This window comes from Priestia taiwanensis (assembly GCF_014638355.1).
GTDB lineage: Bacteria > Bacillota > Bacilli > Bacillales > Bacillaceae_G > Priestia_D > Priestia_D taiwanensis.
The window spans coordinates 36,593-49,056 of the sequence record NZ_BMFK01000002.1; the positions used below are offsets into that span (position 1 = coordinate 36,593).

The following is a 12,464-nucleotide window of genomic DNA, read 5'->3' on the forward strand; positions in this document are numbered from 1 at the left end:
GGATAAAATCCTACTGCTTACTTTGTTTCACGATGAACTGTAGCTTTTTTGTCTCTTGAACAATATTTCTTAAGCTCAAGGCGATCTGGGTTGTTACGTTTATTCTTTTTAGAGATATAGTTACGCTCTCCGCATTCAGTACATGCTAACGTAATATTTACACGCATCTTTATTTCCCTCCAAACATTGTATACATAAATCAGACCTTTCTACTATACCACTTTCCGAAAAAAATTTCTACATTTTTTATTATGTGGTCGACAACAAATGATAAATAAAAATTTTTAGACTATTTCATACGATTTTTTACTATATAAGAAGAAGATTCCCGTTTCTTCAGAATAGATATTTTCGTCTTTTTCATTAGTAAATCATGCTTTGCTCGTTTGTATCGTTGGAATGTACCTACATCAATCCAATAACCCCTCGTCATATACCCGTATACTTGTTTGTTACTCTCTATCATCATCGGAATAATATTCCGGCTGAAATCCATAAAACAATTTCGATGTATCCCCTTTAAAACAGACGGATCCACAATATAAATACCTACATTTACCATATAAGAAATAACTTCCTGCCATGCCGGTTTTTCCACGTAACGAGTAATCTTTCCATATTCATTCGTCATAATCATCCCAAAGTCAATTGGATTTCTTTCTTCTTTCATAAAAATTGTGAGGTCTGCACCTTTTTGTTGATGAAATTGCATACCACCCTGTAAATCAATGTTCGTCAATGTATCCCCGCTAATAACAACAAATGTTTCATCCAAAAAATATTCCGCTGCTTTAATACTTCCTGCCGTACCAAGAGGTGGATTATCTTCAAAATATATTAATTGTACACCCCACTTACTACCATCACCAAAGTAGGTTCTGATTTGTTCTCCATGATACTGGATCATAACTGCAATCGTTGTAATGTTATGTTGCTTTAATAACTCGATACTATACTCCATCACAGGCTTTCCTAATAACCGCAACATTGGCTTTGGTATATCGTCTGTTAAAGGACGTAATCGCATCCCCTTTCCACCAGCTAAAATAACACCTTTCATCACAACCGCTCCTTATCGATCGATGTTTCTTCATTCAAATACATATTATAATGGCATTTTCCAGTTATATCGTTTTATATGCTTTACATATTTACTCTATTCATTGTAATTTTCTATAGATAAAAGACACGTTCCTGCGCAGAACGTGTCTTTTATATATCTTATTCATTAAACGTATATCTTCTTCCCTTCACAAGGTAGAACGTATTCTCCGAAATATTTGTTGCATAATCCGCAATACGCTCAAAATATCTTGTGATGAATGTTAATTGCATAATTTGCCCAATTTCTTCTTGATGGTTTGGAACGAGCTGCATTAATGTTCGCATCATATTTCCGTACAATGCATCGACTTCATCATCCATTGTAGCGACCTTCTTCGCTTCTGCTAAATCTTCTGCATCATATGCACGTAACGCTAGACGAACCATGTCAATACTTCTACTATGCATCTCTTCCAACAAATCAAATGACGTAATAACGCGCTTTTCACCAATACGAATAGCTGCTTTTGCAATATTCACCGCATAATCTGCAATTCTTTCTAAATCAGATGAAATTTTTAATACAGTCGTAATTTTTCGTAAATCGATTGCAACTGGTTGCTGCTTCGTTAACAACATAATCGCAAAATCATTGATTTCTTCTTCTAAGTCATCCGCCTTTTCATCATTCTCAATGACAGATAACGCCTTATCTATATCCTGATGCTTCAATCCTTCAAAAGCGAGGTTAATAGACTCAATTGCCATATCTCCTAATTCCATAACCATTGTATGAAGAACGTGTAAATCGCCTTCGAACTTCCCGCGAATTCCCATTGTATCCTCCTCTTAACCGAAACGACCTGTAATATAGTCTTCTGTACGCTTATCAGACGGCGTTGAGAACAGACGGTTTGTCTCCGTATACTCTACTACTTCACCATTTAAGAAGAAAGCCGTGCGATCTGAAATACGTGCTGCTTGTTGCATGTTATGTGTAACAATAACGATACTATAGCTCTTCTTTAACTCTTGAATTAACTCTTCTACCTTTAATGTAGAGATTGGATCTAAAGCAGATGTTGGCTCATCCATTAAAATAACGTCTGGCTCAATCGCAAGGCAACGTGCAATACATAAACGTTGTTGCTGTCCACCTGATAGGCCGTACGCATTATCATGCAAGCGATCTTTTAATTCGTCCCAAATCGCTGCACCGCGTAGACTCTTCTCCACAATTTCATTTAAGATTTTTTTATCTTTAATACCGTGAATTTTCGGTCCGTATGCAACGTTCTCCCAAATAGACTTCGGGAATGGATTTGGCTTTTGGAATACCATTCCTACTCGTGTACGTAATTCTTCTACTCCATATGACGCATCAAAAATATTACGTTCGTGGTATAAAATCTCACCGCTTGTGCGAACGATCGGAACTAACTCAACCATACGATTTAATGTCTTTAAATACGTTGATTTACCACAACCACTCGGTCCGATAATCGCCGTTACTTCATTTTCATATATTTTTAAATTAATATCTTTCAGTGCATGATCTTGACCGTACCATAAGTTTAAATTTTTCGTTTCATACACAACATTTTTTTGTACTTCTTTCTTTTCTTGATTAGAAGGATGTTCCATTTTCATTTCCTCGTTTCGTTTCAAAGCAGTAAATGTAGACATATGCCTTCTCCTTTCAGCCTGAAGAGTCTTCTTAATAGTTCTTTTGGAATTTGTTTCGGATAAGCACAGCAATTGAGTTCATTACAATTAAGACAATAAGCAACACGATAATACCTGATGCTGCAACGAATTGGAACTCTTCTTGCGGGCGACTCGTCCAGTTAAAGATTTGCATCGGTAATACAGTAAATGTATCCATAAACCCTGACGGTAAATAGTTAACGAATGATAAAGCACCAATAACGATTAGCGGTGCTGTCTCTCCAATCGCACGAGACAGTGCTAAAATACTCCCGGTTAAAATACCTGGTATTGCTGCTGGTAACACAACACGGCGAATCGTTTGCCACTTCGTTGCACCCATACCATATGATGCTTCTCGAAGCGCCTTCGGAACTGTTCGAATAGCTTCCTGTGACGCTACTACAATAATTGGTAAGATAAGCAAACTCATTGTTAATCCACCAGCTAAAATACTTCCGCCTAAATTCATTCCACGTACGAATATTGTTAATCCAAGTAGACCGAAAACGATTGACGGTACACCTGCTAAATTCGAGATGTTTAATTCAATAAAACGTGTAAAACGGTTTTTCTTCGCATATTCTTCTAAATAAAGGGCTGTTCCTACTCCTAAGAAAATAGACAACGGAGCAATAATAACTAACAGCCAAAGTGATCCAACAAGTGCTCCTAAAATTCCCGCTTCAGACGGACGGCGAGAAGCAAAACTAGTAAAGAAATCTACATCAAAATATTTCATTCCTTGAGAAAATATTCTATAGAACAAGATTACTAACACCGCTAATGCAAAGATAGTAGCGACGATGAATAATGCTTTGTATACGTTATTCTTGAACAAACGAGAAGACATTTCTTTTTTCACTTGCTCTTGATTAATTAATGTACTCATTAGTATTCCTCCCTAAAGCGACGGGAAATATATTGTGCAAGTAGATTCATAAGAAGGGTGAATACGAACAACGCCATTCCTACTGCATAAATACTATAGTAGGTGATAGAACCATGACTAATATCTCCACCACTCACTTGAACAATATAAGCTGTCATCGTTTGAATTGATTGCGTTAAGTCTAGTGACATACTTGGCGTTGCACCACCTGCCACAGATACGATCATCGTTTCACCAATTGCACGAGAAAATGCTAATACAAAGGATGAAATGATTCCCGATAACGCTGCTGGAATAACGATTTTCCACGCTACTTCAAATTTCGTACTTCCAAGCCCTAATGCACCTTCACGCAATGCTTTCGGTACAGCTGTCATTGCATCTTCAGAAAGAGATGCAACCATCGGAATAATCATAATCCCTACAACAATACCTGGACTAAGTGCGTTAAAAATTCCTAATGAAGGAATGAAATCTTGCAGTAAAGGTGTAACAAATGTTAAGGCGAAGAAGCCATATACAATTGTCGGAATACCTGCTAATACTTCTAAGATTGGTTTAATGATTCTTCTCGTCTTATCAGAAGCATACTCACTTAAATAAATCGCACATGCTAATCCAGTTGGAATAGCTACAATCATCGCTACAATCGTAACTTTGAGCGTTCCCATTAATAGTGGATAAATCCCAAACTGTGGGTCACTACTATTGAAAGGTGTCCAATCTGTGCTCGTGATAAATTCTATAAACGGTATTTTCTGAAAGAATGTAACAGATTCTGAAATAAGTGTGAACAAAATACCAATTGTTGTTAACACGGATATAATCGCTGTTACAAGTAATACTTTCGGAACAATTTTCTCAACAACACGCGTTGTTGATTGTTTCTTTTTATTTTCTTTTATTAAGTCTTGCACCGAATATGTTGGCTGTTCTTTCTCAAAAGTAGCCATTTGAAAACCTCCCTCAACCTCATCAGGAAGGGAGAAGTGACCCTTCACCTTCACTTCTCACCTCTTATTCTTCTTATTTCAATCCTTCTACGTCTTGTACTTGCTTATCGTAGTCTGCTTTCGGTAATTGAATGTAACCAACGTCTTGTGCTAATACACCTGCGTTTTCTAACGCAAACTTAACATAGTTATGAACTTCTGGCCTATCTTTTAACGATTGCTTGTTCACATAAATATATAGCGGTCTTGATAGTGGCTTGTACTCGCCAGACTCAATTGTCTTTTCATTTGGCTCTACACCGTTAATCGTTAAAGCATTCAATTTACCCTTGTTCTCGAAGTAGTACGAATATCCAAGGAAGCCAATCGCATCTTTATCACCAGCTACACCTGTTACGATTGCATTCGGATCATCTGACTTCGATACATTCTTTGTTACTAATTCTTTCTTTTCTAAAATTACTTCATCAAAGTAGTCATATGTTCCGTGAGAATTTGTTGGAGAGTAGAACTTCACTTCACGATCTGGCCATTCTGGATTAATATCTGACCATTTCTTCGTCGTTCCATCTTCTAGCCATAACTTCTTTAAGTCTTCTACTTTTAAGTCTTTCACCCAATCATTCTCTTTGTTCGTAATGATTGTGATTCCATCAAATGCTACTTTATATTCTGCAACATCTACTTTTTTCTCAGCAGCTGCTTTCTTCTCTTCTTCTTTCATTGCACGAGATGCGTTCGCGATGTCAATCTCACCTGCGATTAATTTCTTAATGCCGCTACCAGTACCAGCTCCACCAATGCCGGCTTTTACTTTCGGTTGTTCACTACGGTACTCTTCTGTCACAGCCTCCATAATTGGACGTACTGTTGTGGATCCATCTATTTTCACTTCACCTTGAAGTTGCTGCGTTGCACCTTGTTCAGCTTTTGAGCTTCCGTTCGTCGCACTTCCACATCCAGTTGCCGTTACTAGTACAGAACCGATAATTGCCGTCATTGCCAAAAACTTTACCTTTTTCATCTCAACGTATTCCTCCTACAATTTAAGGTTTGTTTTCCTTTGCTACATTTAGAATAACGTCGAACTATTAAAGTGGTTTTAACCAAGTGTAAACCTTTTGTAAATTAAGGTTATAAAAATGTTAAGAATATAACTATACAAAAAAACACTGCCGATACGTTCCATTAGAACGATCAACAGTGTTTCTTTTGCCAAATAGGCTTATCCACTATTCTCCGAATCAGATTCTTCTCTCGTAGCAGGAGGTGTTCCTACTTCTTGCTGCATATTATCTTGCTCATTCTGCTCTGATTCGTTGTTATTTCCAATTTGTTCGTTATTTTCTACTTGTCCAGAAGTATCTGGTTGCTCATTATTTGTTGAACTATCTGTACCACTTTGAGACTGTGTATTACTTTCTTCATTTGGAAGTTTACCATTTAAACCACGAGCTTTTTTCAGTTCGAAATACTTCTCCATTGCACGTTTTCCAATATCTTGAGCGATTTTGTTGTCCCGTGCTGTTTGGCGAACACCAGGTACTGCAACTGCAAAAGCAATTTCTGGCTTCTGCTCTGCTGTTTCGTACGGAGCATATCCTACTAACGTATAATTATACGTATCAACATACGTATCGTTATGTTTCGTTCGACTTTCAGCTGTACCTGTTTTAAGAGCTGGATTATGAGGGCTACCAAAAAATGCAGACGCTGTCCCGCCAGATTGCCCTACCATTCTAAATCCTTCCTGAACACGTTTAATTTGACTTAGTGGCATATCAATACGATTCATCACAACCGGATCAATTGTTTCAATTACTCGTTGTGGTTCATCAGGTTTGTTTGATGCTTCCGTTATCGAGTGAAGAATTTGTGGCTTCATACGATACCCACCGTTTGCAATTGTCGAAATATACTGTGCTAATTGAAGGGTTGTATACGTATCATACTGACCAATCCCTATATCAAGCGCCAGACCAGGGTTTTCCCCTTCTCCTTTAAATCCTAACGCTTCATTCGGTAAATCAATACCCGTTGGAACACCTAATCCAAATTGGCCAAAGTAATAGCGTAAATCCTCAAACACATTCGTCTCTCCTGGTAGCGGCAGCGGCATACCTTTCGTATAAGGACCTGCCTTCATCATGTTCATTACGATTCTAAACATATATACGTTCGATGATCTTTTCAGTGCCTCTAGATCGTTTATCTCGCCCATTCCATTCGGATTACTAATCCATGACTTTTTAGGTTTTTCACTTGAACCAAAATAGTACGGTTGGTCTCTAATAACTTGATTTTCTTTTATCGCACCCGTCTGGTACCCAGTTAAAACAGTCGCACCTTTGACAACCGAACCCATTTGGTACGCACTTGACATCGTACCTAATGCATAATCCTTGAATTCACCCTTCTCATCGATTTGCTTTCCAGCCATTGTTCTTACTTCACCAGTGTATGGATCCATCATTACAACAAACGCTCGGTCCATTACGTCATAGCCTGGCTTCTGTTTATACTTTTTCATCTCATCGATAATAATTTCTTCTACTGCTGCTTGTAACTCAGCATCAAATGTTAAGTTCAAGTTACTTCCAGATTCTCCTGGATAAATAACTTCTGTATCAAGGACGGTCTTACCATCCTTATCAAGGTTTGTCTTTACTTTTTTCTTCTTACCATGAAGGACATCCTCATACTGTTGCTCAATATAACTCTTTCCAACACGGTCATTCCGGTTATAATCACGTACTAAATAGTACTGTAAGTTCTCACTTGGTAACCCTTCATTATCCTTAGATACACTACCTAATACGGAGCGTAACGCATCACCATTTGGATAAGACCTCTTCCAATCCGATGTAACATCAACACCTGGTAAGCTCTCTAAACGTTCACTTACAATCGCGAATTCCGCATCTGTTACTTCTTCGTTTTTAATAATTTGCGGCGTCATTTTATAACCGCTTTTCATTTTACTGAATATTGATACGATTTCTAATTCATCATCCAGTTCCGCTAGTTTGGCATCTGTTACTCTCTCCAATCGCAACTTATAAATATCGTCATCAGTCTTCTTCTGTTCTTTTAACGCTTTTTGTTCTTCTTTTGAAACTAATTTATCTCCTTCTTCATCACGAGTAATTAACCAATAATCTTTTTTATCTCGTTGTTGAATTTTATCTGTTGGAACATCTATATACTTCGCCAAATCTTTAGCTATCGTTAACATATCTTTATTAGCAACATTTGTATAACGAGTATACGTAATAGCACGTTGTTGTTCGTTATCTACAACAACTTTCCCGTTATGGTCGTATATTTTACCTCGTGGCACACTCATGCTTACCGTTGAATTCCCTTGCCTTGCTACTTCTTTCTTGAAATCTTCATTCTTTACAATTTGCACATTGGCAAGTTGAACGATTAGAACAGAAAATAGCAAGAATACAATTAGAAATAGTATATTTAGCCGTATCGGCACATGATTCTTTTTTTGCTTTTCTTTTTTCATTGCAACTCCCTCTACCGTTTCAAATTATTCTCTTCTATGTAATACTAAGTTTATTTTGTATCATTCATAGGAAAAAGACACCTGTTTAAGGTGTCTATTCACTCTTTCTATTCTAACCGATTATACGTACTTTTGCTATATAAAACTGAACTAACCTTTTCCTCCTGGAAGTTCATCCCCTTCCTTCGCTACTTGTACACTTGGTTTTGTTTCTGTCTGCGAGGTATCTTGAATTCCTTTTACAATCGGATAAATACATGCATGACCTGCACCAAATATCAGCAAGAATGCTGGGATAGCTACCTTCAGCTCAAACAACGTAATCATCACGATAAAACTTAAGACAGATGCAATCCTTCCAGCATATAGGAACCATTCTCGTACAACGATATACTCTACTCTGCGTGCCTTTATGTCCTTCGCCTTTCCAATTATGTCATACGTCATTGATCCATATGGTACAAGTAATATCGGATAAGCAATCGCAATGCATGCCGCATAAATAAGGAAATTTGTATAAGTCAAACGGAACACAATAAGCGCTACAGATAAGAACAGCATTAGCCCACCAATTAAGATAAATTTCTTTCGATGTTCTTTCTTAATAAAACGCGAGGCGATATAGTATGCAACAAAACTTACAAATGAATTTAGCATTCCATACGTTCCTAACGCTAACTCACTATTTGTTACGATGAAGACATAGATGGAGATAACGAACATAAATGACCCTTCACGTAATCCTTGAAAAAAATGTGCAAGAGTAATTCTCCGCCATCCATCATTATATTTCCTTTCTCGTAGCACATGGAATACCGCATATGTTCCGGGTACCTCTCGTCGGTGCAAGAATAAGCTAGCAACAACAGCTAAAGCAAATAACGCGAGTGAGATACAAAAGATAACGACATATCCTTTGTCTTGAAACATTCGAGAAATAGTAAAACCTGCAATCATTGGCCCCGCTATTCCTGCAAATGATGTAATAATCCCAAGCGTACCGTTAAAGAAGTCTCTTGTCTCCGGCTCTGTTATTTCAAATATTAGCAAATTAAACGCAAGCCAATAGAAGCCATATCCAATTCCAAGGAGAACCCCAAGGAAAAAATAATAGCGAATAGCGTGTTCACCAGCAATTAACACCGCAATATAAAAAAGACCAAGTGTTGTAACACCGATACGTAACGCAAAAACTCGGTCTACTTTTGAAGCTAGTTTTCCAGCACAATAAAAAGCAAGTGGTTGTATAATAAAAATAGTTAAGTTATATAATGCAATATGAATAAATTGCCCTGATTGTTTCCACAAATAAATATTCACGAACGTATTCGATAATGAGACGCTTAACGTATACAATCCACCTATGATAAGTAATAACCAAAAATCACGCGCTACTTCCGCACTTCCAGTTAGTTTCTTTATATTCATTGCAAACTCCCCTTTACGTTAAGGGTAGTTTACCTCTATAAGCCATCTTTATGTACAAAAAAAGAGAGGCATAGATCGCCTCTCTCGTTTTATTATTTCGCTGCGTTGTATAACTCTTCTACTTTTTCCCAGTTTACAACGTTCCAGAATGAACCAACGTAGTCTGGACGACGATTTTGGTAGTTTAAGTAGTAAGCATGCTCCCAAACATCTAAACCTAAAATAGGTGTTTTGCCTTCCATGATTGGTGAATCTTGGTTTGGCGTGCTTGTTACTTCAAGAGCACCGTTATTTACTACTAACCAAGCCCAACCAGAACCGAAACGAGTTGCTGCTGCTGCTGCAAATTTCTCTTTGAAAGCATCTAAGCTTCCGAATGTACTTTCGATAGCTGCCGCAACATTACCAGTTGGTTGTCCGCCACTGTTTGGAGAAAGAAGTGTCCAGAATAATGAGTGGTTAGCATGGCCTCCACCATTGTTACGTACAGCTGTACGAATCGCTTCTGGTACTTCATCTAAGTTAGCAATTAATTCTTCTACTGACTTAGAAGCTAATGCTTCGTGTCCTTCAAGAGCTACATTTACATTTGTAATGTATGTGTTATGGTGTTTCGTATGGTGAATGTTCATTGTTTCTTTATCAATGTGTGGCTCTAATGCATCGTATGCATAAGGTAATTGTGGTAATTCATATTTTGACATAATAATTCCCTCCTAGTTTTTTATCCTATATTATGTAGTCAAACATCTTGTAGTCTATCCAATGGAAATAAGCTTTATTTCCTATCTCATCTTATCAAAAAACATAGGAGTTTTCAAATGATTCTTCTCCATTATTCACACATAATCAATCGGTTTAATCAAAATAAAAAACTTCCTATATAAATTAGGAAGTTACATTATGTACTATGGCAGTAAAAGGGAGCTTTGAATCCCTTTTACTAATCGATGGACCTTGTAGGACTCGAACCTACGACCGGACGGTTATGAGCCGTCTGCTCTAACCAACTGAGCTAAAGGTCCTATATTAATCTGATAATTTAAAATTTAACACACAATATAAGTATCGTCAATAAAAAAAGCTAGAGTAATCACACTGACTACTCTAGCTGACATACAACGATATCGTCTACTTATTTTGTTACTAATACTGCTTCTGCAATGTTCATTGCATGATCACCAATACGTTCTAAGTTACTTACGATATCAACGTACACGATGCTATTAGCTGGTGTTGATTCACCATCATTCAGACGCTTAATGTGCTTCTTACGAAGTGTACGTTCCATCTTATCAATTAAGATTTCGTGTTGAATAACTTCTTCTGCTAATTTATGATCTTTCTTCTCTAATGCAAGAATTGCTTTTTGTACTGTTGTAATCGTTAATGTAAACATCTCTTCTAAGTCTTCAATACCAGCAAATTCACTGTTCTTGCTTGCTGCAAGCTGATACTCTACATGCTCAACGATGTTCTCGAAATGGTCCCCGATACGCTCGATATCACGAACTGTATCAATTAACATTGAATGCTCTGCAGACTCATGAGCTGATAGTGATGCAGAAGATAACATTACTAAGTAATCCGTAATTTTACGGTCTAAGTTGTTAATTGCTCCCTCTAATTGAAGAGCTGTTTCTGCATGCTTAGATTGCTTTGATAATAAGAACTTCTTCGTTTCTTCTAATCCTACGTTTGCAAATTCACCCATACGAACAATTTCTTCTTTCGCTTGTCCTAAAGCAATAGAAGGAGATTGCTCAATAAAGATTGGATCCAAGTGCTTCGCTTTATATTCGATAACAGAGTCTTCCCCAGGAATAAGCTTCGTTACGATTTTTGCTAATAAGCCAATAAACCAGAACTGAATTAACGTATTTGTTACGTTGAAAATACCGTGTGCAAATGCAATTGTCATTTCTGGATTTAATCCTAGTGCACCTCGCATCATTTCAATCACCGATGTAAACAACGGTAAAATAAGTAAGAAAATAATAGATCCAACTAAGTTAAAAATTACGTGTGTTGCTGCCGCACGTCTTGCTGCAACAGATGCACCAATTGCAGCAAGTACTGCTGTAATTGTCGTACCAATGTTATCACCAAATAATACTGGTAATGCTGCTTCTAATGAAATCGAACCTTGTCCGAATAATTGTTGTAAAATACCGATTGTCGCACTAGAACTTTGAACAACCATTGTAAATACTGTACCAACGACAACACCTAAAATTGGGTTATCACTCATACTAAGTGTTAAATCTTGGAAAGATTCTAATCCCGCTAAAGGTTTCATCCCTTTACCCATTAAGTCTAAACCATAGAATAGGGCACCAAATCCGAACATAACTTGTCCAACATTTTGAACTTTTTTACTCTTGAAGAAGAATAACAATACTGCCCCTGCTGCAATAATCGGCAATGAATAGTCAGATAATTTGATACCGATAATGAATGCTGTAACCGTTGTACCAATATTTGCACCCATAATTACACCAATTGCTTGACGTAAGTTCATAAATCCTGCACTAACTAATCCAACCGTTAATACAGTTGTACCAGAACTACTTTGAATAAGGACTGTTACAATAATACCAGCAAGTACACCCATGAACGGGTTTGTCGTATATTTATCAAGAATATCTCTTAATTTATCCCCTGCTGCTTTTTGTAAACCATCTCCCATGTATTTAATTCCAAAAAGGAAAATACCTAATCCTCCTAGGAAGAGAAATAACATCTCCTGATAATCGATCGTCATACATTCAACTCCTTAATATTCAGTCAATTTAATTTCGACAAATTTTCACACAACGATTTCAATATTAAGTGTTTATAGACACATTGTAAATATAAATGGATTGAAATTTACAATCTCTTAACATTTCCTTAATTTTTCTTCCTTTCTTGTTTCGATATT

General features: G+C 37.1%; 11 protein-coding genes and 1 tRNA gene. All 12 read right to left on the minus strand.

The features are described 5' to 3' along the window. Window positions 1-17 precede the first annotated feature (17 nt). Window positions 18-167, minus strand: a complete 150-nt coding sequence (rpmG, locus tag IEV41_RS12340; RefSeq protein WP_028394888.1) for a 50S ribosomal protein L33 — start codon at window positions 165-167, stop codon at window positions 18-20. Between the two features lie 122 nt (window positions 168-289). Further along, window positions 290-1,060 carry a nucleotidyltransferase family protein gene (locus IEV41_RS12345; protein WP_188388820.1) on the minus strand — a complete coding sequence of 257 codons (771 nt, stop codon included), beginning with the start codon at window positions 1,058-1,060 and terminating at the stop codon, window positions 290-292. 161 nt (window positions 1,061-1,221) lie between these two features. Further along, window positions 1,222-1,881: a phosphate signaling complex protein PhoU gene (gene phoU / locus IEV41_RS12350; protein WP_188388821.1), complete on the minus strand. Its 660-nt coding sequence runs from the start codon at window positions 1,879-1,881 to the stop codon at window positions 1,222-1,224. Between the two features lie 12 nt (window positions 1,882-1,893). Further along, entirely contained in the window at window positions 1,894-2,694 is an 801-nt protein-coding gene (gene pstB / locus IEV41_RS12355; protein WP_188389261.1) for a phosphate ABC transporter ATP-binding protein PstB, read from the minus strand. Between the two features lie 67 nt (window positions 2,695-2,761). Beyond that, a complete protein-coding gene (pstA, locus tag IEV41_RS12360) occupies window positions 2,762-3,643 on the minus strand; it encodes a phosphate ABC transporter permease PstA (RefSeq protein WP_188388822.1) in 882 nt (293 codons plus the stop codon). Further along, the gene (gene pstC, locus IEV41_RS12365; protein WP_188388823.1) at window positions 3,643-4,596 is read right to left on the minus strand and encodes a phosphate ABC transporter permease subunit PstC; all 954 of its coding nucleotides are present in this window, start codon (window positions 4,594-4,596) and stop codon (window positions 3,643-3,645) included. The genes pstA and pstC overlap by 1 nt, the downstream gene beginning before the upstream one ends. A 73-nt stretch (window positions 4,597-4,669) precedes the next feature. Then, window positions 4,670-5,620 (minus strand): PstS family phosphate ABC transporter substrate-binding protein, encoded by a 951-nt coding sequence (locus IEV41_RS12370; RefSeq protein ID WP_188388824.1) that lies wholly within the window; start codon window positions 5,618-5,620, stop codon window positions 4,670-4,672. Window positions 5,621-5,821: 201 nt separating this feature from the next. Further along, window positions 5,822-8,113: a peptidoglycan D,D-transpeptidase FtsI family protein gene (locus tag IEV41_RS12375; protein WP_188388825.1), complete on the minus strand. Its 2,292-nt coding sequence runs from the start codon at window positions 8,111-8,113 to the stop codon at window positions 5,822-5,824. A gap of 150 nt (window positions 8,114-8,263) precedes the next feature. Further along, window positions 8,264-9,541: an MFS transporter gene (locus tag IEV41_RS12380; RefSeq protein WP_188388826.1), complete on the minus strand. Its 1,278-nt coding sequence runs from the start codon at window positions 9,539-9,541 to the stop codon at window positions 8,264-8,266. Between the two features lie 92 nt (window positions 9,542-9,633). After that, on the minus strand, window positions 9,634-10,245 hold the full coding sequence (gene sodA / locus IEV41_RS12385) for a superoxide dismutase SodA (RefSeq protein ID WP_188388827.1): 612 nt from the start codon (window positions 10,243-10,245) through the stop codon (window positions 9,634-9,636). 247 nt (window positions 10,246-10,492) lie between these two features. Beyond that, a tRNA-Ile gene (locus tag IEV41_RS12390) sits at window positions 10,493-10,566 on the minus strand. Window positions 10,567-10,676: 110 nt separating this feature from the next. Further along, a complete protein-coding gene (locus IEV41_RS12395) occupies window positions 10,677-12,305 on the minus strand; it encodes a Na/Pi cotransporter family protein (protein WP_188388828.1) in 1,629 nt (542 codons plus the stop codon). Between the last annotated feature and the right edge of the window lie 159 nt (window positions 12,306-12,464).